Below are 22,257 nucleotides of genomic sequence, written 5' to 3' on the forward strand. Positions count from 1 at the left end.
GGGACCATCCCCGGTTAACCCCGCCGATTAAGGCATGGAGGCCGTCCATGCTAGACTTGTTACCAATTGTTATTGTGGCAGTGGATGAGTGCGCCGGTTCCAGCTGAAAGGCTGAACCAGAGCGACGTTTCCGGTTTGCAGGGTTCTTGTGCAACGTATGCCACATTTTTGCATGCCTAGGGACTGCTGGCCGCGCGCCAAGCCCCAAGAATGCGATCCGACTATTAAGGCTTCGCCTTCGCCGCCCTGGAGATCTTCTTCGAGGCCCGGGCGGCGGGGCAACGCAACAAGAGAGTGGCCGGAAGCGGCCACTCCGGATAAAACGGAGAACACGAGAGTGCCTACGATTAACCAGCTGGTCCGCAAGGGCCGCACGCCTAAGGTCTCAAAGACCAAGGCTCCCGCGCTTAAGGGCAGCCCCATGCGCCGCGGTGTTTGCACCCGCGTCTACACCACCACCCCGAAGAAGCCGAACTCGGCTCTGCGTAAGGTGGCACGTGTGCGCCTCAACGGCGGCGTTGAAGTAACCGCCTACATCCCCGGTGTGGGACACAACCTGCAGGAGCACTCCATTGTGCTCGTCCGCGGCGGTCGTGTGAAGGACCTCCCGGGTGTCCGCTACAAGATCGTCCGTGGCGCCCTCGATACCCAGGGTGTCAAGAACCGTAAGCAGGCCCGCAGCCGCTACGGCGCAAAGATGGAGAAGAAGTAATATGCCTCGCAAGGGTCCGGCCCCCAAGCGGCCGCTCGTACTAGATCCCGTTTACGGCTCCCCGCTGGTCACCCAGCTCATCAACAAGGTGCTCGTTGACGGCAAGAAGTCCACGGCAGAGCGCATCGTCTACGGTGCACTCGAAGGCGCACGCGCCAAGTCCGGCGGCGACCCCGTAGCAGCCCTCAAGAAGGCCATGGACAACGTCAAGCCTTCCCTCGAGGTCCGCTCACGCCGCGTCGGCGGCGCCACCTACCAGGTTCCGGTTGAGGTCAAGCCGGGCCGCTCCACCGCACTCGCCCTGCGCTGGCTGGTCGGCTACTCCAAGGCCCGCCGCGAGAAGACGATGACCGAGCGCCTCCAGAACGAAATCCTGGATGCCTCCAACGGTCTCGGTGCCGCTGTGAAGCGTCGCGAAGACACCCACAAGATGGCCGAGTCCAACAAGGCCTTCGCACACTACCGCTGGTAATACTCCCCGGGCGCCGCCGGCTCAACCGAGCCGGCGGCGAACGTGTAGTCCATCCCAAAAGGAGACCCCGTGGCACAGGACGTGCTTACCGACCTTAGTAAGGTCCGCAACATCGGCATCATGGCCCACATTGATGCCGGCAAGACCACCACCACCGAGCGCATCCTGTTCTACACGGGTGTGAACCACAAGATCGGCGAAACGCACGACGGCGCTTCGACCACCGACTGGATGGAACAGGAAAAGGAACGCGGCATCACCATCACGTCTGCCGCCGTGACCTGCTTCTGGGAAAACAACCAGATCAACATCATCGACACCCCCGGCCACGTGGACTTCACCGTTGAGGTTGAGCGCTCCCTGCGCGTCCTCGACGGCGCCGTTGCGGTGTTCGATGGCAAGGAAGGCGTTGAGCCGCAGTCTGAGACCGTTTGGCGCCAGGCTGACAAGTACAACGTTCCGCGCATCTGCTTCGTCAACAAGATGGACAAGCTCGGTGCCGACTTCTACTTCACCGTAGACACCATCATCAGCCGCCTCGGTGCCAAGCCGCTCGTTATGCAGCTGCCGATCGGTGCCGAGAACGACTTCATCGGCGTCGTCGACCTGCTCTACATGCGCGCACTGGTATGGCCCGGCGATGCCAAGGGCGACGTGACCATGGGTGCCAAGTACGAGATCCGCGAGATCCCGGCTGACCTCAAGGAAAAGGCCGAAGAGTACCGCGCGAACCTCGTTGAGACGGTCGCAGAGTCCTCCGAGGAACTCATGGAGAAGTACCTCGAGGGTGAAGAGATCTCCATCGACGAGCTCAAGGCCGGCATCCGCAAGATGACGATCAACTCCGAGCTCTACCCGATCTTCTGCGGTTCCGCATTCAAGAACCGCGGCGTGCAGCCCATGCTCGACGCAGTTGTGGACTACCTGCCGAACCCGCTCGACGTCCCGCCGATGGTCGGCCACGATCCTCGCGACGAAGAGAAGGAACTGACCCGCAAGCCTTCTTCCGAAGAGCCGTTCTCCGCACTGGCCTTCAAGATTGCTGCGCACCCGTTCTTCGGCCAGCTCACCTTCATCCGCGTGTACTCCGGTCACGTGGAAGCAGGCGCCCAGGTGGTCAACTCCACCAAGGGCAAGAAGGAGCGCATCGGCAAGCTGTTCCAGATGCACGCCAACAAGGAAATGCCCGTCGAGGGCGCTACCGCCGGCCACATCTACGCAGCCATCGGTCTGAAGGACACCACCACGGGTGACACCCTGTGTGATTCCAACAACCAGATCGTCCTCGAGTCCATGAGCTTCCCGGAGCCCGTGATCTCGGTTGCCATCGAGCCGAACACCAAGGGTGACCAGGAGAAGCTCTCCACGGCTATCCAGAAGCTCTCCGCTGAGGACCCCACCTTCCAGGTGTCCCTCAACGAAGACACCGGCCAGACCATCATCGCCGGCATGGGCGAGCTCCATTTGGACATCCTGGTGGACCGCATGCGCCGCGAATTCAAGGTCGAAGCCAACGTGGGCAAGCCCCAGGTTGCTTACCGCGAAACCATCAAGCGCGCCGTGGAACGCCACGACTACACGCACAAGAAGCAGACCGGTGGTTCGGGTCAGTTCGCAAAGATCCAGATCGCCATCGAGCCGCTGGACACCGCCGAGGGCGAGCTGTACGAGTTCGAGAACAAGGTCACCGGTGGCCGCGTTCCGCGCGAGTACATCCCGTCGGTTGACGCCGGTATCCAGGATGCACTGAACGACGGCGTCCTGGCCGGTTACCCGGTTGTGGGCATCAAGGCAACGCTGATTGACGGCGCCTACCACGATGTCGACTCTTCGGAAATGGCGTTCAAGATCGCCGGCCGTATGGCTTTCAAGGAAGCCGCACGCAAGGCGAACCCGGTTCTGCTCGAACCGCTGATGGATGTCGAGGTCCGCACCCCTGAGGAATACATGGGTGAAGTTATCGGTGACCTCAATTCCCGCCGTGGCCAGATGCAGTCCATGGAAGATGCACAGGGCGTCAAGGTCATCCGTGCGCACGTCCCGCTGTCCGGCATGTTCGGCTACATCGGTGACCTGCGTTCCAAGACCCAGGGCCGCGCTGTGTACTCCATGACGTTCAACAGCTACGCCGAGGTCCCGAAGGCTGTTGCCGACGAGATCATCCAGAAGACCCGCGGCGAATAGTCTTTTACGACTTTCGCAGCGAACAAATTCGGGTGCGCTTGCCGGTTTCGGAAAGCACAGCCGGTGCAGGTGGCCGGAGACGGTCGGATTCATCCGGTCAAGCCGGGTTCCGGCCATCTGCACGAACAGGCTTTGGGGACTAGTATTAGTTCCTGAATCTGCAATTTCACCAATCCAAAGCCCCCCAAGTAGACTTACCTGAGTTTCTGCCGCGACAAGCGCGGTTGAAGGGTATGTCATTTGAAAACGTTCTAGGAGGAACCTGTGGCAAAGGCAAAGTTCGAGCGGACTAAGCCGCACGTTAACATCGGCACCATTGGTCACGTTGACCACGGTAAGACGACGTTGACGGCCGCCATTTCCAAGGTGCTGTACGACAAGTACCCGACTCTCAACGAGAAGCGTGACTTCGCGTCGATTGACTCTGCTCCCGAAGAGCGTCAGCGCGGCATTACCATCAACATCTCCCACGTTGAGTACCAGACCGAGAAGCGCCACTACGCACACGTAGACGCTCCGGGTCACGCTGACTACATCAAGAACATGATCACCGGTGCTGCACAGATGGACGGTGCAATCCTCGTGGTTGCCGCCACTGACGGCCCGATGGCACAGACCCGCGAGCACGTTCTGCTCGCCCGCCAGGTTGGTGTTCCCTACCTGCTGGTCGCCCTGAACAAGTCCGACATGGTTGACGATGAGGAACTGCTGGACCTCGTTGAAATGGAAGTTCGTGAGCTCCTGAGCTCGCAGGGCTTCGATGGCGACGAAGCACCGGTTGTCCGCGTTTCCGGCCTGAAGGCCCTGGAAGGCGACCCCGAGTGGGTCAAGTCCGTTGAGGACCTGATGGCTGCTGTGGACGAGTCTGTTCCGGACCCCGTACGTGACCGTGACAAGCCGTTCCTGATGCCTATCGAGGACGTCTTCACCATCACGGGCCGTGGCACCGTTGTTACGGGCCGCGCCGAGCGTGGAACCCTCGCCATCAACTCCGAGGTCGAGATCGTCGGCATCCGCCCGGTCCAGAAGACCACGGTTACCGGTATCGAGATGTTCCACAAGCAGCTCGACGAAGCATGGGCCGGCGAGAACTGTGGCCTCCTGCTCCGCGGTCTGAAGCGCGATGACGTAGAGCGTGGCCAGGTTGTCGTCAAGCCGGGTTCCATCACCCCGCACACCGACTTCGAGGCCAACGTCTACATCCTCTCCAAGGACGAAGGCGGACGTCACAACCCGTTCTACTCCAACTACCGCCCGCAGTTCTACTTCCGTACCACGGACGTAACCGGCGTTATCACCCTGCCCGAGGGCACGGAAATGGTTATGCCTGGCGACAACACTGAGATGACCGTTGCGCTCATCCAGCCCATCGCTATGGAAGAGGGCCTCGGCTTCGCTATCCGCGAAGGCGGCCGCACCGTTGGTTCAGGACGTGTTACCAAGATCATCAAGTAATTCTTGTTGAACTGAAAAACAGCCCCGCTGCATCTGCAGCGGGGCTGTTTTTGCGTTAACCGTCCCCTGATAAGGTTGCTGGACCGAAAGGAGTTCACCATGGGATGGCTTATCTTCCTGATCATCGCGGTTGCGGTGGTGGCCGGCGTGTTCTGGGCCAAAAAGCACTTCCGCTACGAGATTGACCGCGCCAAGCGGATCAACCGGGCGAACAAGAACCAGTAGAAGGGCGCGGCGGCTAGCCGTGCAGCGCCCGCCGCGCCTTGCTCAGCTCCTGGTACCAGTAGAAGGACCGCTTGGGTGTCCGCTCGAGCGTCTCGAAATCCACGTGGACGAGGCCAAACCGCTGCGAATACCCCGCAGCCCATTCGAAATTATCCATCAGGGTCCACACGTAGTAGCCCCGCAGGTCCACACCTGACGCCGGGCCGCCAGGGGACGTTGCGTCCAGCGCGGCCCTCAGATGCGACGAGATGTACTTCACCCGCTCCTCGTCCTGAAGGGGACCGGATACCTGGTCAGGTTCCGGGAAGCTTGCTCCGCCTTCTGTGATGTACACCGGCGGCAACGCCTCCCCATACCGGTCGTGCAGTTCCTTCAGCAGGACGCCCAAGTGCCCGGGTGCCACCGGCCAGCCGAACCCTGTGCTGCTGTATTCGGGGTATCCCACTTCATGGAAGGGCAGCCGGGCTACGGCCTTATGCGTGTTCGCCGGAATAGGGGTCACCCCGCGGCCGAGGGCCACCTTCACCGGGAAGTAGTAATTCAGGCCGTAGAAGTCCAGCGGCTGATGGATGGTCCGCAGGTCGGCGTCGGAGATCCGGCCGATGGAACGCAGCCACGGCCGGGCGTACAGCGGAAGGCTGGGGTAACGGCCCAGCAGCACGGGGTCGGCGTAGATCCTGTTCATCAGCAGGTCGTACATCCGTGCCACCAACCTGTCCCCGGGCTTCCCTGAAGCGGGCCGGATCGGTGAATGCAGGTTCGTGACACCCACCTCCCCCTTGACGCCGGCGCCACGGAGGGCCTGCGCACCGAGCCCGTGGGCAAGGAGCTGGTGGTGGATGGACGGAAGGGCGTCAAACATCAGGGTGTGGCCCGGGGCATGGACTCCCAGGGCGTAGCCGTTCAACGTGACGGAGACCGGTTCATTGAGCGTGACCCACTGGGCCACGCGGTCCCCGAAACGTTCCCCTGCGCCGGCCGCGTAGTCACCGAAGCGCTCGGCCGTTTCGCGGTTCATCCAGCCGCCGCGGTGTTCCAGGGGCAGCGGAGTGTCCCAATGATAGAGGGTGGCCATGGGGGAGATCCCGGCCTCAAGGAGCTGGTCGATGAGCCGGTCGTAGAAATCCAGCCCTTCTGCGTTGAAGCTTCCCCGGCCCTCCGGCTGGATCCTTGGCCAGGACAGGGAAAAGCGGTAGGAGTCCACGCCCAGCTCCTGCAGCAGGCCGATGTCCTCCGGCAGGCGGTTGTAGTGGTCGCAAGCCATGGCGGGGGAGTGTCCGTCCATGATGGCGCCCGGCTTCTCCGCGAAGGCGTCCCAGCCGGACGGTCCCCGGCCTCCCGCAGTAAGGGCTCCTTCAATCTGGAAGGCGGCCGCGGCAACCCCCAGGGTGAACGACGGCGGCATGCGGCCGGCCAGTTCGGTCACGGACTCAGTGCTCTCCAGCGTCATGCCCCTATCATCCGTTCCGGCGTAGCCGTTGGCAATGATCCCGCCCGGGGCCGCCCGGAATGGCCCGATTCGCTTCTGGAGCCAAATTCCGGCATACTAGATGAGTTGTTCAAGCGCTTCTTCGTGTCCCGATCCGGATAATGCCGGGTGCCAGGGTCCAAGTGGAAGACCAAACATAACCCACCCCCATGGAACTGCGGATTTGTATGCGTGCCAAGCGCGACACGCCCGACCGCGGGGGTCGGTTGCGCCGGCAAGGTGAGGAACCCGGATTCATCCGGATTCAGTTTGTGCGGCGGGTGGTAGTTACGACTTCAAATGCTTCGGCAGCCATACAACACGTAAGTAAACAGAGCAGCATTTACTGAAAGAGAGTCAGGCGACATGGCGGGACAAAAAATCCGCATCCGGCTGAAGTCTTACGACCACGAGGTCATTGACACTTCAGCACGGAAGATCGTTGAGACGGTCACGCGCGCAGGCGCAACGGTAGTGGGCCCCGTGCCGCTGCCGACGGAGAAGAACGTGTACTGCGTGATCCGCTCTCCGCACAAGTACAAGGACAGCCGCGAGCACTTTGAAATGCGCACGCACAAGCGTCTTATCGACATCATCGATCCCACGCCCAAGGCTGTTGACTCGCTCATGCGTCTCGACCTGCCGGCTGACGTGAACATCGAAATCAAGCTGTAGGGAGGTGCTGAGAGACTATGACCGCAACCCGTAACGTAAAGGGCCTGTTGGGCACGAAGCTCGGCATGACCCAGGTCTGGGACGAGAACAACAAGCTCATCCCCGTCACTGTGGTCCAGGCAGATTCGAACGTCATCACCCAGCTGCGCAACGCAGAAGTTGATGGCTACGTAGCCGTTCAGATCGGCTACGGCCAGATCGATCCCCGCAAGGTCACCAAGCCGCTGGCTGGTCACTTTGAAAAGGCAGGCGTCACGCCTCGCCGCCACGTCGTCGAACTCCGTACCGCAGATGCTGCTGAGTACGAGCTGGGCCAGGAGCTCTCCGTAGAGGTCTTCGAAGCCGGCCAGAAGATCGACGTCATCGGCACCACCAAGGGTAAGGGCTTCGCCGGTGTTATGAAGCGTCACGGCTTCCACGGCGTTGGAGCTTCCCACGGTGCCCACAAGAACCACCGTAAGCCCGGTTCAATCGGTGGCGCATCCACCCCGAGCCGCGTCTTCAAGGGCATGAAAATGGCCGGCCGCATGGGCGCCGTTCGTCACACCACGCTGAACCTGACGGTCCACGCGGTTGACGTCGAGAAGTCGCTGCTCCTTATCAAGGGTGCCGTTCCCGGCGCCCGCGGCCAGGTCGTCCTCGTACGCACCGCCGTGAAGGGAGCCTAGTTCAATGGCTAACACTGTCCAGGTTGACCTGCCTGCAGAAATCTTCGACGTTCAGACCAACGTGCCGCTGCTGCACCAGGTTGTCGTTGCTCAGCTTGCTGCTGCTCGCCAGGGTACCCACAAGACCAAGACCCGCGCTGAAGTTTCCGGTGCAGGACGCAAGCCGTTCAAGCAGAAGGGCACCGGCCGCGCCCGTCAGGGTTCCATCCGTGCTCCGCACATGACCGGCGGTGGCATTGTCCACGGTCCCACCCCGCGTGACTACAGCCAGCGCACCCCCAAGAAGATGATTGCTGCTGCACTGCGCGGCGCACTGTCTGACCGGGCACGCAACGGCCGCATCCACGTTGTCGCCGAACTGGTTGAAGGCGACAAGCCGTCGGCCAAGACTGCGCTGGCAACGCTGCGCGGCGTGTCCGACCGCAAGAACCTGCTGGTCGTCATCGAGCGCGCCAACGATGTTGCTGCACTGTCCGTGCGCAACCTCGCCGGTGTTCACGTTCTGTACGCAGACCAGCTGAACACCTACGACGTTCTCGTGTCTGATGACGTTGTCTTCACCAAGGCTGCCTACGAAGCATTCGTTGCCGGCAAGGCAGTGGCAAAGAACGAGGAGGATGCCAAGTGAGTGCAGCCACCATCAAGGATCCCCGCGACGTCGTGCTTGCACCCGTCGTGTCGGAAAAGAGCTACGGCCTGATCGACGAGGGCAAGTACACCTTCCTGGTGGACCCCCGTTCGAACAAGACCGAGATCAAGCTGGCCGTGGAGAAGATTTTCTCCGTCAAGGTCGAATCGATCAACACCATCAACCGTGCCGGTAAGCGCAAGCGCACCAAATTCGGATGGGGTACCCGCAAGAACACCAAGCGTGCGATTGTCACCCTCAAAGAAGGCACTATCGACATCTTCGGCGGTCCGCTCGCGTAGCGGAGACCACTTTAACGAGGAAATAAATTATGGGAATCCGTAAATACAAGCCGACTACCCCGGGCCGTCGCGGCTCGAGCGTAGCGGACTTCATCGAAATTACGCGGTCGACGCCGGAAAAGTCGTTGGTACGTCCGCTGCCCAAAAAGGGCGGCCGTAACAACACCGGTAAGATCACCACCCGTCACAAGGGTGGCGGACACAAGCGCCAGTACCGTCTGATCGACTTCCGTCGCCACGACAAGGACGGCGTTGACGCCCGCGTTGCTGAAATTGAGTACGATCCGAACCGCACGGCTCGCATCGCCCTCCTGCACTACGTTGATGGCACCAAGCGTTACATCATCGCCCCGAACAAGCTGTCCCAGGGTGACTTCGTAGAGGCCGGCGCCAACGCTGACATCAAGCCTGGCAACAACCTGCCCCTGCGCAACATCCCCGTGGGTACCGTTGTTCACGCGGTGGAACTGCGTCCGGGCGGCGGTGCCAAGATGGGCCGCTCCGCAGGTGCATCCATCCAGCTCGTCGCCAAGGAAGGCCGCTTCGCCCAGCTGCGTCTGCCCTCCGGTGAAATCCGCAACGTTGACGTGCGCTGCCGCGCAACCGTCGGCGAGGTCGGCAACGCCGAGCAGTCGAACATCAACTGGGGCAAGGCTGGCCGTATGCGCTGGAAGGGCGTCCGCCCGACCGTCCGTGGTGTCGCCATGAACCCGGTTGACCACCCGCACGGTGGTGGTGAGGGTAAGACGTCCGGTGGACGTAACCCCGTCAACCCGAACGGTAAGCGCGAAGGCCGCACGCGCCGCCCCAACAAAGAGAGCGACAAGCTTATTGTGCGTCGCCGTCGTACTGGCAAGAACAAGCGATAGGAGCCTGGACACATGCCACGCAGCCTGAAAAAAGGTCCTTTCGTTGACCAGCACCTCTTTGTGAAGGTAGCCAGGGAAAACGAAAAGGGCACCAAGAACGTCATCAAGACCTGGTCCCGCCGTTCGATGATCATCCCCGACATGCTCGGGCACACGATCGCCGTACACGACGGACGCAAGCACATCCCGGTGTTTGTCACTGAGTCGATGGTCGGGCACAAGCTCGGCGAATTCGCTCCCACGCGGACATTCCGCGGCCATGTCAAGGACGACCGTAAGGGCAAGCGCCGCTAGGCGCCTGCACTTACGTCAAAGACGAGAGAAGGAAAGCAATGGAAGCCAAGGCAATTGCGCGCCACATCCGCGTAACGCCTATGAAGGCCCGGCGCGTCGTCAACCTTGTTCGTGGTTTGCAAGCGAATGAGGCTCTGGCAATTCTGAAGTTTGCCCCGCAGGCAGCTTCGGAGCCGGTATTCAAGGTAGTTCAGTCGGCAGTCGCCAACGCCCGGGTCCTCGCGGACCGCGACGGCGTGGCGTTTGACGAAGGCGACCTCATCATCAGCGAAGCGTTTGTTGATGAAGGCCCGACCATGAAGCGGTTCCAGCCGCGTGCCCAGGGTCGTGCATTTCAGATCAAGAAGCGCACCAGCCACATCACCGTGGTAGTCGCTACCCCGGAGAAAGAGGAGGCTCGCTAAGTGGGACAGAAAGTAAACCCGCACGGGTTCCGACTCGGCATCACCACCGATCACGTATCGCACTGGTTCGCTGACAGCACCAAGGCAGGCCAGCGGTACAAGGACTTCGTTCGCGAAGACATCCGCATCCGCCAGCTCATGTCCACGGGCATGGAGCGCGCCGGCATCGCCAAGGTCGAGATCGAGCGCACCCGTGACCGTGTCCGCGTGGACATCCACACGGCCCGCCCGGGCATCGTCATCGGCCGCCGTGGAGCAGAAGCAGACCGCATCCGCGGCGAGCTCGAAAAGCTCACCGGCAAGCAGGTCCAGCTGAACATCCTCGAGGTCAAGAACCCCGAGATGGAAGCACAGCTTGTTGCCCAGGGCGTTGCTGAGCAGCTGACTTCACGTGTGGCATTCCGCCGCGCCATGAAGAAGGCCATGCAGTCCGCGCAGCGTGCAGGTGCCAAGGGCATCCGTATCGCCTGCTCGGGTCGACTGGGTGGCGCTGAAATGTCCCGCTCGGAGTTCTACCGCGAAGGCCGTGTGCCCCTGCACACCCTCCGTGCGAACATCGACTACGGCTTCTACGAAGCCAAGACCACCTTCGGCCGCATCGGCGTGAAGGTCTGGATCTACAAGGGTGACGTCACCGCCAAGGAACTGGCCCAGCAGGCCGCTTCCGCCCCGTCCCGCGGACGCTCCGGCGACCGTCCGGGCCGTCCGGGTGGCGCTGACCGTGGTGACCGCCGCCGTCGCAACGACCGTCCGGCCGCTGAAGCAGCTCCTGCTGCAGAGGCTCCGGCAGCTGAAGCTGCTGCTCCCGCAGCAGAAGGAGGACAGGCTTAAATGCTTATCCCACGTCGAGTCAAGCACCGTAAGCAGCACCACCCGGGTCGTTCCGGCGCTGCCACGGGCGGCACCAAGGTCACTTTCGGTGAGTACGGCATCCAGGCCCTGAGCCCGGCATACGTCACCAACCGTCAGATCGAATCCGCCCGTATCGCGATGACCCGCCACATCAAGCGTGGCGGTAAGGTCTGGATCAACATCTACCCGGACCGTCCCCTCACCAAGAAGCCTGCCGAAACCCGCATGGGTTCCGGTAAGGGTTCACCGGAATGGTGGGTCGCAAACGTCAAGCCGGGCCGGGTTCTCTTCGAGATCTCCGGCGTCGAAGAATCGGTAGCACGCGAGGCACTGCGCCTGGCAATCCACAAGCTCCCGTTGAAGGCACGCATTCTGCGTCGCGAAGGTGGTGAATAGAAATGGCAGTAGGATCCAAGGATCTGGCTCCCGCACAGCTGGACGGTTTCGACAACGAGCGTCTCGTTGAAGAACTCCGCAAGGCCAAGGAAGAGCTGTTCAACCTGCGTTTCCAGTCCGCCACCGGACAGCTGGAGAACCACGGCCGGCTGCGCGCGGTAAAGAAGGACATCGCCCGCATCTACACCGTTCTCCGTGAGCGCGAGCTGGGCATTCGTGCTGAGGTTGCCGCACCTGTTGTGGAAGCCAAAGAAGAGAAGAAGTCCAAGAAGGCTGCAACCAAGAAGGCCGAGAAGGCTGAAACGGTTGAGACCGAGGAGGATGCCAAGTGAGTGAAAAGGACCAGAACGTGACGGAAACTGCTACCGCAGCCACGGCTGAGCAGCGCGGTTACCGCAAGACGCGTCGCGGCTACGTGGTCTCGGACAAGATGGAAAAGACCATCGTTGTCCAGGTTGAAGACCGCGTGAAGCACGCGCTGTACGGCAAGGTCATCCGCCGTACCTCCAAGGTCAAGGCACACACGGGAAGAGAACACCGCCGGCATCGGCGACCTCGTTGTCATCGCCGAGACCCGTCCGCTGTCCGCCACCAAGAACTGGCGGCTCGTGGAAATCCTCGAGAAGGCCAAGTAGCACCTGCTGCTTAGCCGGAAGCCCCCGCTCCTTTGGAGCGGGGGCTTCCTCGTTTAAGCAGTCCCGCGGTCGTCCCCCTTCGACGCTCTCTCACTTAATGCGTGTTTCTGGCCGACGCTCTCTCACTTCTCTTAGGAAAGTGAGAGAGCGAACGCCCAAAAGGCACGTTAAGTGAGAGAGCGTCAGCCGAAAGGGCACGTTAAGTGAGAGAGCGTGCCAATGTCGGGGAGGGCTTGGTGGGCGGACGACGGCGGTGGCGTGCCTTTGCGGGGGAGTGGCACACAAGGTGGGCCAAGAGGCTGCCGTGCGTGACGCCGTCGTGCGCCTTGCGGGGGAGCCCCAGGCGGTGATATGGGGATGGGCGGAAAACGTGCTAGGATATTGAGTTTGTATGGCGCCTTTCGCGCGCCGTCATCAAACTCGTAAACAAGCGTGCCACGGCATAGTGCCCCCTTGCGCCCAGGACCTGTCCTGGACCGGATGGAGGCAACTGCTTCTGGCACGGGCGTTTAGGCCTGGTCTGGCAAAATCCAGGCAGGTCAAGAGACACCCCGATCAACCGTTCCGCAAGGCTCATTCCGTAGGAAGATTTTCGGTCTGAGAACCGGCGCGACGCAAGGAGTAAATAGTGATTCAGCAGGAGTCGCGACTCAAGGTCGCCGACAACACGGGTGCTAAGGAAATCCTTACCATTCGCGTTCTCGGTGGATCCGGCCGTCGCTACGCAGGCATCGGTGACGTCATTGTCGCCACCGTCAAGGACGCAATCCCGGGCGGCAACGTAAAGAAGGGCGATGTTGTCAAGGCAGTCATCGTCCGTACCAAGAAGGAACGCCGCCGTGCGGATGGTTCCTACATCAAGTTTGACGAGAACGCAGCTGTGATCCTGAAGGGCGACGGTGACCCCCGCGGTACCCGTATCTTCGGACCGGTTGGTCGTGAACTCCGTGACAAGAAGTTCATGAAGATCGTTTCTCTGGCTCCGGAGGTGCTCTAGTCCATGGCTGCAAAGATCAAGAAGGGTGACCTCGTTCAGGTCATCACTGGCGCCAAGGCTGAGCGCGGCGGCGACCGCGGCAAGCAGGGCAAGGTCCTGCGCGTGTTCACCGACACCAACCGCGTGCTGGTTGAAGGCATCAACCGCGTCACCAAGCACACCAAGGTCGGTCAGTCGCAGCGCGGCACCAAGACCGGTGGCATCGAGGTTGTTGAAGCTCCGATCCACATCTCCAACGTGGCTCTGGTAGACCCCTCCACCAAGAAGCCCACCCGCGTCGGCTTCCGCACTGAAACCGTTGAGCGCAACGGCAAGCAGCGCGAAGTGCGCATCCGCGTGGCCAAGAGCTCAGGGAAGGACATCTAATGACTGAGACTCTCGAGACTCCGGCAACGAAGATCGTTCCTCGTCTGAAGACCAAGTACGCCGAATCCATCAAGAGCACGCTCATTGAGGAATTCAAGTACGAAAACGTCAACCAGGTTCCCCGTCTGGTGAAGGTCGTTGTGAACATGGGTGTTGGAGATGCCGCCAAGGACTCCAAGCTGATCGACGGCGCTGTCCGCGACCTCACCCAGATCACCGGCCAGAAGCCGCAGGTAACCAAGGCCCGCAAGTCGATCGCACAGTTCAAGCTGCGCGAAGGCATGCCCATCGGTGCACACGCTACCCTGCGTGGCGACCGCATGTGGGAATTCCTGGACCGCCTGGTCACCCTCGCACTGCCCCGTATCAGGGACTTCCGTGGTCTCTCCGGCAAGCAGTTCGACGGTAACGGAAACTACACCTTCGGTCTGACCGAGCAGGTTATGTTCCACGAAATCGACCAGGACAAGATCGACCGCACCCGCGGTATGGATATCACGGTTGTTACCACTGCAAAGACCGATGACGAAGGCCGCGCGCTGCTCAAGGCGCTTGGTTTCCCGTTCAAGGCCGAAGACTAATCTAACTACGTAAAAGGTCCGGCGGCACGGCTTCGGAAACGAAGCGATACCGCGGAAACCGTTATGAGGAAGGGCAAGAGCCCACAATGACAATGACAGATCCTGTCGCAGACATGCTTACGCGTCTGCGCAATGCAAACTCGGCATACCACGATTCCGTGTCCATGCCGTACAGCAAGCTCAAGGCACGCGTTGCTGACATCCTCAAGGCAGAAGGCTTCATCGCCGGCTGGAAGGAAGAAGACGCTGAAGTTGGCAAGAAGCTGACCATCGAGCTCAAGTTCGGACCGAACCGCGAGCGTTCAATCGCTGGTGTTCGCCGTATTTCCAAGCCCGGTCTGCGCGTTTACGCAAAGTCCACCAACCTGCCGCACGTGCTGGGTGGCCTGGGTGTCGCAATCCTGTCCACCTCTTCCGGCCTCCTGACTGACAAGCAGGCCGGCAAGAAGGGCGTGGGCGGCGAAGTCCTCGCTTACGTCTGGTAACGGGAAAGGAAGAGAATAATGTCACGTATTGGACGTCTCCCCATCACCGTTCCTGCCGGCGTTGAGGTCAAGGTTGACGGCTCTGTCGTCAGCGTCAAGGGATCCAAGGGAGAGCTGAACCACACTGTGGCCAGCCCGATCGAGGTCACCCTGGATGCAGACACCCTGACTGTCGCCCGCCCGAACGACGAGCGCGCCTCCCGTTCACTCCACGGCCTGACCCGCACCCTGATCTCCAACATGATCGAGGGCGTTACCAAGGGCTACGAGAAGAAGCTTGAAATCGTCGGTACCGGTTACCGCGTTCAGGCCAAGGGATCTGACCTTGAGTTCGCTCTCGGTTTCAGCCACCCGGTCAATGTCTCCGCACCGGAGGGCATCACCTTTGCAGTTGAGACCCCGACCAAGCTCTCTGTTTCAGGTATCAACAAGCAGCAGGTCGGCGAGGTTGCTGCCAATATTCGCAAGCTGCGGAAGCCGGACCCCTACAAGGGCAAGGGCATCCGTTACGCCGGCGAAGTCATCCGCCGCAAGGTCGGAAAGGCTGGTAAGTAACCATGGCCATCTCAATTAACAAGAAGCGTACGAACAAGAGCAAGTCTGCTTCGCGCAGCCGCCGCCAGCTTCGTATCCGTAAGCGCATCTCCGGTACGGCTTTACGTCCTCGTCTGGTCGTCAACCGTTCCGCACGCCACGTATTCGTCCAGGTTGTCGATGACACCAAGGGCCTGACCGTAGCGAGCGCCTCCACTCTGGAAGCCGACCTTCGTGCATTCGACGGCGACAAGACTGCCAAGGCCAAGCGCGTTGGCGAACTCGTTGCAGAGCGTGCCAAGGCTGCCGGTATCGAAGCTGTTGTCTTCGACCGCGGTGGTAACAAGTACCACGGCCGGATCGCTGCCGTCGCTGACGGTGCACGTGAAGGTGGACTGTCACTGTGACGGAAGCAAACAAGGAAAAGGACACTGTGTCTGCAGATCAGAAGGCTACTGAAGCCGTAGCTGCCGCTGAGACCACTGCCCCCGCAGCTGCCGACGACCGCCGTGGCGGCGCTCGTCGTGGCGAGCGTGGCGACCGTGGCCAGGGCCGCGGCGAACGTGGTGGCCGTGGTGGCCGCGACGGTGGCCGCGAAGCCGAGAAGAGCCAGTTCGTAGAGCGCGTTGTCACCATCAACCGCGTCTCCAAGGTGGTCAAGGGTGGTCGTCGCTTCAGCTTCACCGCCCTGGTCGTCGTCGGTGACGGCAACGGCATGGTCGGCGTTGGCTACGGCAAGGCTAAGGAAGTTCCTGCCGCTATCGCGAAGGGCGTAGAAGAGGCCAAGAAGTCCTTCTTCCGCGTTCCCCGCGTTGGCAACACCATCCCGCACCGCGTACAGGGTGAGGCCGCCGCAGGTGTTGTTATGCTGCGCCCGGCTTCCGCCGGTACCGGTGTTATCGCCGGTGGCCCGGTCCGTGCAGTACTGGAGTGCGTGGGCATCCACGACATCCTCTCCAAGTCGCTCGGTTCCTCCAACGCCATCAACATCGTTCACGCGACCGTTGATGCCCTCAAGCGCCTCGAAGAGCCGGCAGCAGTGGCAGCACGCCGCGGCCTGCCCCTCGACGAGATCGCTCCGGCGGCACTGGTGAAGGCCCTCCTGGCTCCGAAGGCAGGTGCGTAGCCATGGCTAAGAACCTGGTCCCCTCCGACGCACAGTTGGAGATCACTCAGATCAAGTCCGCCATTGGCGGCAAGCAGAACCAGCGCGACACCCTGCGGTCCCTCGGCCTGAAGCGGATCGGACACACCGTTGTCCGCACCGCCGACGCCGTGACCGTTGGAATGCTCAACACGGTTCCGCACCTGGTTCAGGTAGAGGAGGCGAAGTAACAATGGCAGAGAACACTCCTGCAAGGGCTCAGGACGCCGCTGCTGACAAGCAGAACGCCCTGAAGGTTCACCACCTGCGTCCCGCCCCGGGTGCAAAGACCGCCAAGACCCGTGTTGGTCGTGGTGAAGCATCCAAGGGTAAGACCGCTGGTCGCGGTACCAAGGGTACTGCAGCCCGCTACCAGGTAAAGGCTGGCTTTGCCGGCGGCCAGCTGCCGCTGCACATGCGCCTGCCCAAGCTGCGCGGCTTCAAGAACCCGTTCCGCGTTGAGTTCCAGGTTGTAAACCTGGACAAGCTCAACGAGCTGTTCCCGGAAGGTGGCACTGTCACCGTCGAGAACCTGGTCGAAAAGGGCGCCGTTCGCAAGAACCAGCCCGTCAAGGTGCTGGGCACCGGCGACATCACCGTCAAGGTCGACGTCACCGCCCACGCATTCTCGGCCAGCGCTGCTGAAAAGATCGCTGCAGCAGGCGGAAGCACCACCGCTCTCTAGAGCCGGTGGGCGCCAAGCCCGTTGTTGAACTCCCGGTATCGGGGCCCAGGCCCCGGTACCGGGAGTTTTTCACATCCGTCGGGCGTGTTTTTCCCGCCACCGGGCGCACGTGGGCTTCCCCGGATTGTTCGCATGGCGCATCCAACCGTTAGACTCGGTTGTTGGGATTCTTAGATCCCCATCACACACTCTTATCCACATCACCAGGAGGACGCTTGCTTAGCGCATTTGGCCGGGCCTTTCGCACGCCTGATCTGCGACGCAAGTTGTTGTTCACGCTGGGAATCATCACCATCTTCCGCTTGGGTGCCTTCATTCCCTCGCCCGGTGTGAACTACCAGAATGTCCAGCAATGCTTGCAGAACGGTCAGACCGCAGGCGGCCTGTACCAGCTCGTTAACCTGTTCAGCGGCGGCGCGTTGCTCCAGGTGTCCATCTTCGCCCTGGGCATCATGCCGTACATCACGGCGAGCATCATCGTCCAGCTGCTCCGGGTGGTCATTCCCCGGTTCCAGGAGCTGTACGAAGAGGGCGCAGCCGGTCAGTCCAAGCTGACCCAGTACACCCGGTACCTCACCATCGCCCTCGGCCTGCTCAACGCCACCACACTGGTGTCCCTGGCGCGGTCCGGCCAGCTGCTCCCCGGCTGTAACCTGCCGATCATCCCTGATGACAGCGTGATCACCACCATCCTGCTCATCATCACCCTGACGGCCGGCACCGGCCTGATCATGTGGATGGGCGAGCTCGTCACCGAGAAGGGCGTGGGCAACGGTATGTCCCTGCTCATCTTCACCTCCATTGCGGCAACGTTCCCCACCTCCCTGGGCGCCATCTGGAGCGCACAGGGTCCCGGCACCTTCTTCATCGTTCTGGCCGTGGGCCTGCTGACGGTGGCCCTGGTGGTCTTCGTCGAGCAGTCGCAGCGCCGTATCCCGGTGCAGTACGCCAAGCGGATGATCGGCCGCCGCACCGTGGGGGGTACCAGCACGTACATCCCCATCAAGGTCAACATGGCCGGCGTTATCCCCGTGATTTTTGCTTCCTCGATGCTTTACCTGCCTGGACTGATCTCCCAGTTCAATCAGCCGAAGCCGGGCGAGCAGCTACAGCCGTGGGTCGAATGGATCAACAACAACCTGACCCGCGGTGACCACCCGATCTATATGGCGATTTACTTCGCCCTGATCGTGTTCTTTACCTACTTCTACGTCGCGATCACCTTCAACCCTGAAGAGGTCTCGGACAACATGAAGAAGTACGGCGGCTTCATTCCAGGTATCCGCGCCGGTAAACCGACCGCTGATTACCTGCAGTACGTGCTCTCCCGGATCACGCTGCCCGGTGCCCTTTACCTGGGCTTCGTGGCGCTGATCCCGCTGGTGGCACTGGTACTGATCAACGCAAACCAGAACTTCCCGTTCGGTGGCACCTCGATCCTGATCATGGTGGGCGTTGGCCTGGAGACCGTCAAGCAGATTGATGCGCAGCTACAACAACGTCACTACGAAGGGCTTTTGCGATGACGAGAATGCTGATTATTGGACCTCCCGGTTCCGGAAAAGGAACGCAGGCGGAGCGGATTTCAGAGCGCCTCGGCGTTGTGGCGATCTCCACGGGAGATATCTTCCGTGCCAATGTAAAGGGCGAGACCCCGCTTGGCATCGAGGCCAAGAAGTACATGGACAACGGCGACTTCGTTCCGGACAGCGTCACCAACAAGATGGTGCGTGACCGCCTGAGCGAGTCCGACGTCGAAAACGGCTTCCTGCTCGACGGCTACCCGCGCACCACTGCGCAGGTGGACTACCTCGACGAGATCCTGGCCACGGGCGAGGAGAAGCTCGACGTCGTCCTGCAGCTGACGGCCGACGACGAGGAACTGGTGCACCGGCTCCTGGGCCGGGCCAAGGAAACGGGCCGGAGCGACGACAACGAAGCCGTCATCCGCCACCGCCTTGACCTGTACCACGAGCAGACCGAAGCCGTGGTGGCCAAGTACGCCGAGCGCGGCATCCTCACCCAGGTGGACGGCATCGGCCCCATCGACGAAGTGACGGACCGCGTGATGCAGGCCATCAAGGCCGCACAGGCAGCCTGATCCAGGCATGTTTTTCCGAGGCTCCTCCCGGTACACGGGAGGAGCCTCAGCCATTTGAAAGGAAATCCCCATGGCCTTTGGCCAGCCCCGCATCGAATACAAGACCAACGCCCAGATGCGCACCATGCACGAAGCAGGCCTGGTCCTGAGCCGTGCCCTGGATGCCGCTGTTGCAGCGGCCGTTCCTGGCGTCACCACCAAGCACCTGGATGACGTCTTCGCCGCCGTCCTCAACGAGGCCGGCGCCAAGTCCAACTTCCTGGGCTACCACGGGTTCCCCGCCACGATCTGCACCTCCGTGAATGAGGAAGTGGTCCACGGCATTCCCGGCAGCCGGGTCCTGAAGGACGGCGACATCATCTCGATCGACGGCGGTGCCATTGTGAACGGCTGGCACTCCGACTCGGCGCGGACAGTTATCGTGGGCACGGCCGATCCTGCGGACCAGCGGCTTTCCGACGTGACCCATGCCGCCTTGTGGCGGGGGATCGCGGCACTGGCCACCGGCAAGCACGTAGGCGATATCGGCGCCGCCATCGACGACTACGTCTCTTCCGTCCCGGGCAAACCGCTGGGGATCCTCGAGGACTATGTGGGCCACGGCATCGGATCTGAAATGCACATGGCACCGGACGTCCTGAACTACCGCACCAGCCACCGCGGCCCGAAGATCCGTCCGGGCCTCTGCCTGGCGATCGAGCCCATGCTGGTCCGCGGCGGCATTGAGACTGCGGTCCTGGAGGACGACTGGACCGTCATCACCACCGACGGTGCCCGCTCCTGCCAGTGGGAGCACTCCGTGGCCGTCCACGAGAAGGGCATCTGGGTCCTCTCAGCGCCCGACGGCGGTGCGGAGCATCTGGTGCCCCTCGGCGTCACTCCGGTGCCGATTCCGTAGGTTCCCGGAACAATGGGTGCCATGGGAGCGATCACCGATGTGCCCGGGATCCGGGTTGGCCACGTACAGAAGACCGGCGACGGCTGGCTGAGCGGGGTGACGGTGGTCCTGCCGCCGCCGGGCACCGTGGGATCGGTGGACGTCCAGGGCGGCGGACCGGCCACCCACGAGACCGACGCCCTGGATCCCACCACCCTGGTCAGCGCCGTGGACGCCGTGGTCCTCACCGGCGGCAGCGCGTACGGCCTCGCCTCCGCGGCCGGCGCCCAGCGCTGGTGCGAGGAGAACAATCGGGGCTTCGCCGTTCCCGGGGGAGTGGTACCGATCGTCCCGGCAGCCGCCATCTTCGACCTTGGCCGCGGCGGCGACTTTTCAGCGCGTCCGACGCCGGACATGGGCTACGCTGCAACCGCCGCCGCTGCTGCTGAAAAGGACGGGCACGACGTCGGACGCGGCAACGTGGGTGCCGGCACCGGAGCAGTCATCGCCCGGACGTATAAGGGCGGGGTGGGTACGGCATCGGCGACGCTCGATAACGGCGTGGTGGTGGGCGCGATCGCTGTCGTCAACGCTCTTGGTTTGCCGGTGGTTGACGGCGGGCAGGCGCCGCGGCCCTCCGCGCGCTCGGTCGTTCCGCCCCACGAGCCCCCTAGCCTCGCAAGCTCGGCCAGGGAACCCGGCTCGCGTGGGCCCACCTTAGACGCGCGCTTCCGGGCCCCGGAACCTGCCCACCTAGACGCGCCCCTGAACACCACGCTTGTCGTCGTCGCTACCAACGCCGTTCTTGATGTGGCCGAGTGCAAGCGGACTGCTTCTGCCTCGCATGCCGGGATTGCGCGGGCCCTAAACCCGAGCCACACCTTGGCGGATGGGGACACGGTCTTCTGCCTGTCCACCCAAGCTGTGGCACTTGACCGCTCCGACGAAGCTGCCCGGCAGATTGGCCTGATCACGCTGCAAAGTGCGGCAGCCGACGTCGTCCGCCTGGCCATCCTTGACGGCGTGGCCAGCGCCCGGGCTGTGAGCACTCCGGCCGGTGATTATGGTGTGTACGGTGCCGGGTAGGTTACTATTGCCGATTTAACTTTTACGGCCAGACAGAGTAGTGTTGTTTGTTGGTTGTCTGGACTGCCACGCCCTTTTGGGGCCTGGAGCCGGCAATCGATCCAACAAAAACGTTCGTGGTCATGCCCGGTGCAATCCGGCGGGACTGCGGCAACAACAGTTAGCGGAGGGTATGGCCAAGAAGGACGGGGTCATTGAGATCGAAGGCGTTGTGACTGAGGCGCTGCCTAACGCGATGTTTCGCGTTGAGCTGACCAACAAGCACATCGTACTGGCACACATCTCTGGAAAGATGCGTCAGCACTACATCAGGATTCTCCCTGAGGACCGCGTAGTGGTGGAGCTGAGCCCGTACGACCTCACCCGTGGTCGTATCGTCTACCGCTACAAGTAAATTGCTGGGCGGCCTCAGTGTGAACTGAATGCCGCTCCAGTTGACCAACTGTTACACGCAAAGGAATGCCATGAAGGTCAAGCCGAGCGTCAAGCAGATCTGCGAAAAGTGCAAAGTGATCCGCCGTAATGGCCGGGTCATGGTGATCTGCGAGAACCCGCGCCACAAGCAGCGCCAGGGCTAATTCCCTTCATCGGGAATTCCTGGGTTGCTAACCCACGCAAGTAAATAAAGGCAGCACAAGCTGATCTGGGACGTATGGAGCCCGGACAGCTAACCCCCGGTCGGAGGCTGGGGCCGCATGGAACATGCGGGTGTACTGCCTACGACCTCCGGTTTATCAAGGAGTACTGCCACTATGGCTCGTCTCGCTGGCGTAGACATTCCCCGCGAAAAGCGGCTGGAAATTGCGCTTACTTACATCTACGGCGTGGGCAAGACCCGTGCACACGAAACCCTGGCTGCCACTGGCATCAGCGCTGACGTTCGCGTCAAGGACCTGACTGATGCCCAGCTGGTTGAGCTGCGTGACTACATTGAAGGCAACTACAAGGTTGAGGGTGACCTTCGCCGCGAAGTAGCAGCAGATATCCGCCGCAAGGTTGAAATCGGCAGCTACGAAGGCCTGCGCCACCGCAAGGGCCTGCCCGTACGCGGACAGCGTACGAAGACCAACGCCCGTACCCGCAAGGGCCCGAAGCGCACCGTCGCCGGCAAGAAGAAGGCACGCTAAACCTCCCCACTTGCTCCCTAAAATCGCTGGCGCGA

Annotated in this window: 32 protein-coding genes and 1 pseudogene; 32 read left to right on the forward strand and 1 reads right to left on the reverse strand. The window is 61.8% G+C overall.

Translation table 11 applies throughout. The features are described 5' to 3' along the window. Positions 1 to 337 precede the first annotated feature (337 nt). The 5 genes from rpsL to ARTSIC4J27_RS23395 all read left to right on the forward strand — a co-directional run bounded on the left by rpsL (position 338) and on the right by ARTSIC4J27_RS23395 (position 5,048). Positions 338 to 712, forward strand: a complete 375-nt coding sequence (gene rpsL / locus ARTSIC4J27_RS05955) for a 30S ribosomal protein S12 (protein WP_009358312.1) — start codon at positions 338 to 340, stop codon at positions 710 to 712. Position 713: 1 nt separating this feature from the next. After that, positions 714 to 1,184: a 30S ribosomal protein S7 gene (rpsG, locus tag ARTSIC4J27_RS05960; RefSeq protein ID WP_026531948.1), complete on the forward strand. Its 471-nt coding sequence runs from the start codon at positions 714 to 716 to the stop codon at positions 1,182 to 1,184. Between the two features lie 69 nt (positions 1,185 to 1,253). Then, positions 1,254 to 3,368 (forward strand): elongation factor G, encoded by a 2,115-nt coding sequence (fusA, locus tag ARTSIC4J27_RS05965; protein WP_050054307.1) that lies wholly within the window; start codon positions 1,254 to 1,256, stop codon positions 3,366 to 3,368. A 264-nt stretch (positions 3,369 to 3,632) separates the two neighbouring features. Continuing rightward, complete coding sequence (gene tuf, locus ARTSIC4J27_RS05970) at positions 3,633 to 4,823, forward strand: elongation factor Tu (protein WP_050054308.1); 1,191 nt, start codon at positions 3,633 to 3,635, stop codon at positions 4,821 to 4,823. 99 nt (positions 4,824 to 4,922) lie between these two features. Then, positions 4,923 to 5,048 carry a hypothetical protein gene (locus ARTSIC4J27_RS23395; protein ID WP_268794383.1) on the forward strand — a complete coding sequence of 42 codons (126 nt, stop codon included), beginning with the start codon at positions 4,923 to 4,925 and terminating at the stop codon, positions 5,046 to 5,048. Between the two features lie 13 nt (positions 5,049 to 5,061). Here the strand turns inward: ARTSIC4J27_RS23395 and ARTSIC4J27_RS05975 are convergent, their stop codons facing one another. Further along, a complete protein-coding gene (locus tag ARTSIC4J27_RS05975; RefSeq protein WP_050054309.1) occupies positions 5,062 to 6,498 on the reverse strand; it encodes a GH1 family beta-glucosidase in 1,437 nt (478 codons plus the stop codon). Between the two features lie 384 nt (positions 6,499 to 6,882). Between ARTSIC4J27_RS05975 and rpsJ the strand changes: the two genes are divergently transcribed. The 27 genes and pseudogenes from rpsJ (at position 6,883) to rpsM (ending at position 22,222) form a co-directional block, all read left to right on the forward strand. Next, positions 6,883 to 7,191, forward strand: coding sequence for a 30S ribosomal protein S10 (gene rpsJ / locus ARTSIC4J27_RS05980; protein WP_043119398.1), 309 nt, complete (start codon positions 6,883 to 6,885; stop codon positions 7,189 to 7,191). A gap of 17 nt (positions 7,192 to 7,208) precedes the next feature. Continuing rightward, positions 7,209 to 7,859 carry a 50S ribosomal protein L3 gene (gene rplC, locus ARTSIC4J27_RS05985; RefSeq protein ID WP_050054310.1) on the forward strand — a complete coding sequence of 217 codons (651 nt, stop codon included), beginning with the start codon at positions 7,209 to 7,211 and terminating at the stop codon, positions 7,857 to 7,859. Between the two features lie 4 nt (positions 7,860 to 7,863). Further along, positions 7,864 to 8,487: a 50S ribosomal protein L4 gene (gene rplD / locus ARTSIC4J27_RS05990; protein WP_050054311.1), complete on the forward strand. Its 624-nt coding sequence runs from the start codon at positions 7,864 to 7,866 to the stop codon at positions 8,485 to 8,487. Further along, the gene (gene rplW / locus ARTSIC4J27_RS05995; RefSeq protein ID WP_011692807.1) at positions 8,484 to 8,789 is read left to right on the forward strand and encodes a 50S ribosomal protein L23; all 306 of its coding nucleotides are present in this window, start codon (positions 8,484 to 8,486) and stop codon (positions 8,787 to 8,789) included. The genes rplD and rplW overlap by 4 nt, the downstream gene beginning before the upstream one ends. Before the next feature lie 29 nt (positions 8,790 to 8,818). Continuing rightward, positions 8,819 to 9,658: a 50S ribosomal protein L2 gene (rplB, locus tag ARTSIC4J27_RS06000; protein ID WP_050054312.1), complete on the forward strand. Its 840-nt coding sequence runs from the start codon at positions 8,819 to 8,821 to the stop codon at positions 9,656 to 9,658. A gap of 12 nt (positions 9,659 to 9,670) precedes the next feature. Then, entirely contained in the window at positions 9,671 to 9,952 is a 282-nt protein-coding gene (gene rpsS, locus ARTSIC4J27_RS06005) for a 30S ribosomal protein S19 (protein ID WP_003803803.1), read from the forward strand. A 38-nt stretch (positions 9,953 to 9,990) separates the two neighbouring features. Next, complete coding sequence (gene rplV / locus ARTSIC4J27_RS06010; RefSeq protein WP_050054313.1) at positions 9,991 to 10,356, forward strand: 50S ribosomal protein L22; 366 nt, start codon at positions 9,991 to 9,993, stop codon at positions 10,354 to 10,356. Beyond that, positions 10,357 to 11,187, forward strand: coding sequence for a 30S ribosomal protein S3 (rpsC, locus tag ARTSIC4J27_RS06015; RefSeq protein ID WP_050054314.1), 831 nt, complete (start codon positions 10,357 to 10,359; stop codon positions 11,185 to 11,187). Next, the gene (rplP, locus tag ARTSIC4J27_RS06020; RefSeq protein ID WP_050054315.1) at positions 11,188 to 11,604 is read left to right on the forward strand and encodes a 50S ribosomal protein L16; all 417 of its coding nucleotides are present in this window, start codon (positions 11,188 to 11,190) and stop codon (positions 11,602 to 11,604) included. Between the two features lie 2 nt (positions 11,605 to 11,606). Then, positions 11,607 to 11,936: a 50S ribosomal protein L29 gene (rpmC, locus tag ARTSIC4J27_RS23465; RefSeq protein ID WP_018760452.1), complete on the forward strand. Its 330-nt coding sequence runs from the start codon at positions 11,607 to 11,609 to the stop codon at positions 11,934 to 11,936. Then, positions 11,933 to 12,239, forward strand: a pseudogene (rpsQ, locus tag ARTSIC4J27_RS06030) (30S ribosomal protein S17). The gene rpmC and the pseudogene rpsQ overlap by 4 nt, the downstream one beginning before the upstream one ends. Before the next feature lie 628 nt (positions 12,240 to 12,867). After that, on the forward strand, positions 12,868 to 13,236 hold the full coding sequence (gene rplN, locus ARTSIC4J27_RS06035) for a 50S ribosomal protein L14 (RefSeq protein ID WP_009358299.1): 369 nt from the start codon (positions 12,868 to 12,870) through the stop codon (positions 13,234 to 13,236). 3 nt (positions 13,237 to 13,239) lie between these two features. Continuing rightward, on the forward strand, positions 13,240 to 13,602 hold the full coding sequence (rplX, locus tag ARTSIC4J27_RS06040; RefSeq protein ID WP_013601824.1) for a 50S ribosomal protein L24: 363 nt from the start codon (positions 13,240 to 13,242) through the stop codon (positions 13,600 to 13,602). Next, positions 13,602 to 14,183 carry a 50S ribosomal protein L5 gene (rplE, locus tag ARTSIC4J27_RS06045; protein WP_050054317.1) on the forward strand — a complete coding sequence of 194 codons (582 nt, stop codon included), beginning with the start codon at positions 13,602 to 13,604 and terminating at the stop codon, positions 14,181 to 14,183. Before rplX ends, rplE begins: the two co-directional genes overlap by 1 nt. Before the next feature lie 86 nt (positions 14,184 to 14,269). Next, positions 14,270 to 14,668 carry a 30S ribosomal protein S8 gene (gene rpsH / locus ARTSIC4J27_RS06050; RefSeq protein WP_050054318.1) on the forward strand — a complete coding sequence of 133 codons (399 nt, stop codon included), beginning with the start codon at positions 14,270 to 14,272 and terminating at the stop codon, positions 14,666 to 14,668. Between the two features lie 18 nt (positions 14,669 to 14,686). Further along, positions 14,687 to 15,223, forward strand: a complete 537-nt coding sequence (gene rplF, locus ARTSIC4J27_RS06055; protein WP_050054319.1) for a 50S ribosomal protein L6 — start codon at positions 14,687 to 14,689, stop codon at positions 15,221 to 15,223. Positions 15,224 to 15,225: 2 nt separating this feature from the next. Beyond that, complete coding sequence (gene rplR, locus ARTSIC4J27_RS06060; RefSeq protein ID WP_050054320.1) at positions 15,226 to 15,609, forward strand: 50S ribosomal protein L18; 384 nt, start codon at positions 15,226 to 15,228, stop codon at positions 15,607 to 15,609. Then, a complete protein-coding gene (gene rpsE / locus ARTSIC4J27_RS06065) occupies positions 15,606 to 16,328 on the forward strand; it encodes a 30S ribosomal protein S5 (RefSeq protein ID WP_050054321.1) in 723 nt (240 codons plus the stop codon). The genes rplR and rpsE overlap by 4 nt, the downstream gene beginning before the upstream one ends. Positions 16,329 to 16,330: 2 nt before the next feature. Further along, positions 16,331 to 16,537, forward strand: a complete 207-nt coding sequence (gene rpmD / locus ARTSIC4J27_RS06070; protein ID WP_050054322.1) for a 50S ribosomal protein L30 — start codon at positions 16,331 to 16,333, stop codon at positions 16,535 to 16,537. 2 nt (positions 16,538 to 16,539) lie between these two features. After that, positions 16,540 to 17,031: a 50S ribosomal protein L15 gene (rplO, locus tag ARTSIC4J27_RS06075; RefSeq protein WP_050054323.1), complete on the forward strand. Its 492-nt coding sequence runs from the start codon at positions 16,540 to 16,542 to the stop codon at positions 17,029 to 17,031. A 215-nt stretch (positions 17,032 to 17,246) separates the two neighbouring features. Then, positions 17,247 to 18,557, forward strand: coding sequence for a preprotein translocase subunit SecY (gene secY, locus ARTSIC4J27_RS06080; protein WP_050054324.1), 1,311 nt, complete (start codon positions 17,247 to 17,249; stop codon positions 18,555 to 18,557). Between the two features lie 5 nt (positions 18,558 to 18,562). Next, positions 18,563 to 19,132: an adenylate kinase gene (locus ARTSIC4J27_RS06085; protein ID WP_200900761.1), complete on the forward strand. Its 570-nt coding sequence runs from the start codon at positions 18,563 to 18,565 to the stop codon at positions 19,130 to 19,132. A gap of 70 nt (positions 19,133 to 19,202) precedes the next feature. Further along, positions 19,203 to 20,030, forward strand: a complete 828-nt coding sequence (gene map, locus ARTSIC4J27_RS06090) for a type I methionyl aminopeptidase (RefSeq protein WP_050054326.1) — start codon at positions 19,203 to 19,205, stop codon at positions 20,028 to 20,030. A gap of 21 nt (positions 20,031 to 20,051) precedes the next feature. Next, a complete protein-coding gene (locus tag ARTSIC4J27_RS06095) occupies positions 20,052 to 21,095 on the forward strand; it encodes a P1 family peptidase (RefSeq protein ID WP_083435349.1) in 1,044 nt (347 codons plus the stop codon). Between the two features lie 172 nt (positions 21,096 to 21,267). After that, positions 21,268 to 21,489, forward strand: coding sequence for a translation initiation factor IF-1 (infA, locus tag ARTSIC4J27_RS06100; protein WP_009358723.1), 222 nt, complete (start codon positions 21,268 to 21,270; stop codon positions 21,487 to 21,489). A 70-nt stretch (positions 21,490 to 21,559) separates the two neighbouring features. Then, on the forward strand, positions 21,560 to 21,673 hold the full coding sequence (gene rpmJ, locus ARTSIC4J27_RS06105; RefSeq protein ID WP_009358722.1) for a 50S ribosomal protein L36: 114 nt from the start codon (positions 21,560 to 21,562) through the stop codon (positions 21,671 to 21,673). Positions 21,674 to 21,847: 174 nt separating this feature from the next. Further along, positions 21,848 to 22,222, forward strand: a complete 375-nt coding sequence (gene rpsM / locus ARTSIC4J27_RS06110) for a 30S ribosomal protein S13 (protein WP_003803743.1) — start codon at positions 21,848 to 21,850, stop codon at positions 22,220 to 22,222. The last annotated feature ends 35 nt before the right edge of the window (positions 22,223 to 22,257 follow it).

The organism is Pseudarthrobacter siccitolerans, assembly GCF_001046895.1.
GTDB lineage: Bacteria > Actinomycetota > Actinomycetes > Actinomycetales > Micrococcaceae > Arthrobacter > Arthrobacter siccitolerans.

Excerpts from the sequence above, each read along its gene's own strand:
- rpsG (WP_026531948.1), top strand. The coding sequence starts at position 714 with ATGCCTCGCAAGGGTCCGGCCCCCAAGCGGCCGCTCGTACTAGATCCC.
- ARTSIC4J27_RS23395 (WP_268794383.1), top strand. The coding sequence starts at position 4,923 with ATGGGATGGCTTATCTTCCTGATCATCGCGGTTGCGGTGGTGGCCGGC.
- ARTSIC4J27_RS05975 (WP_050054309.1), bottom strand. The coding sequence starts at position 6,498 with ATGACGCTGGAGAGCACTGAGTCCGTGACCGAACTGGCCGGCCGCATG.
- rpsJ (WP_043119398.1), top strand. The coding sequence starts at position 6,883 with ATGGCGGGACAAAAAATCCGCATCCGGCTGAAGTCTTACGACCACGAG.
- rplC (WP_050054310.1), top strand. The coding sequence starts at position 7,209 with ATGACCGCAACCCGTAACGTAAAGGGCCTGTTGGGCACGAAGCTCGGC.
- rplD (WP_050054311.1), top strand. The coding sequence starts at position 7,864 with ATGGCTAACACTGTCCAGGTTGACCTGCCTGCAGAAATCTTCGACGTT.
- rplB (WP_050054312.1), top strand. The coding sequence starts at position 8,819 with ATGGGAATCCGTAAATACAAGCCGACTACCCCGGGCCGTCGCGGCTCG.
- rpsS (WP_003803803.1), top strand. The coding sequence starts at position 9,671 with ATGCCACGCAGCCTGAAAAAAGGTCCTTTCGTTGACCAGCACCTCTTT.
- rplV (WP_050054313.1), top strand. The coding sequence starts at position 9,991 with ATGGAAGCCAAGGCAATTGCGCGCCACATCCGCGTAACGCCTATGAAG.
- rplP (WP_050054315.1), top strand. The coding sequence starts at position 11,188 with ATGCTTATCCCACGTCGAGTCAAGCACCGTAAGCAGCACCACCCGGGT.
- rpmC (WP_018760452.1), top strand. The coding sequence starts at position 11,607 with ATGGCAGTAGGATCCAAGGATCTGGCTCCCGCACAGCTGGACGGTTTC.
- rplX (WP_013601824.1), top strand. The coding sequence starts at position 13,240 with ATGGCTGCAAAGATCAAGAAGGGTGACCTCGTTCAGGTCATCACTGGC.
- rplE (WP_050054317.1), top strand. The coding sequence starts at position 13,602 with ATGACTGAGACTCTCGAGACTCCGGCAACGAAGATCGTTCCTCGTCTG.
- rpsH (WP_050054318.1), top strand. The coding sequence starts at position 14,270 with ATGACAATGACAGATCCTGTCGCAGACATGCTTACGCGTCTGCGCAAT.
- rplF (WP_050054319.1), top strand. The coding sequence starts at position 14,687 with ATGTCACGTATTGGACGTCTCCCCATCACCGTTCCTGCCGGCGTTGAG.
- rplR (WP_050054320.1), top strand. The coding sequence starts at position 15,226 with ATGGCCATCTCAATTAACAAGAAGCGTACGAACAAGAGCAAGTCTGCT.
- rpmD (WP_050054322.1), top strand. The coding sequence starts at position 16,331 with ATGGCTAAGAACCTGGTCCCCTCCGACGCACAGTTGGAGATCACTCAG.
- rplO (WP_050054323.1), top strand. The coding sequence starts at position 16,540 with ATGGCAGAGAACACTCCTGCAAGGGCTCAGGACGCCGCTGCTGACAAG.
- ARTSIC4J27_RS06085 (WP_200900761.1), top strand. The coding sequence starts at position 18,563 with ATGCTGATTATTGGACCTCCCGGTTCCGGAAAAGGAACGCAGGCGGAG.
- map (WP_050054326.1), top strand. The coding sequence starts at position 19,203 with ATGGCCTTTGGCCAGCCCCGCATCGAATACAAGACCAACGCCCAGATG.
- ARTSIC4J27_RS06095 (WP_083435349.1), top strand. The coding sequence starts at position 20,052 with ATGGGAGCGATCACCGATGTGCCCGGGATCCGGGTTGGCCACGTACAG.
- infA (WP_009358723.1), top strand. The coding sequence starts at position 21,268 with ATGGCCAAGAAGGACGGGGTCATTGAGATCGAAGGCGTTGTGACTGAG.
- rpmJ (WP_009358722.1), top strand. The coding sequence starts at position 21,560 with ATGAAGGTCAAGCCGAGCGTCAAGCAGATCTGCGAAAAGTGCAAAGTG.
- rpsM (WP_003803743.1), top strand. The coding sequence starts at position 21,848 with ATGGCTCGTCTCGCTGGCGTAGACATTCCCCGCGAAAAGCGGCTGGAA.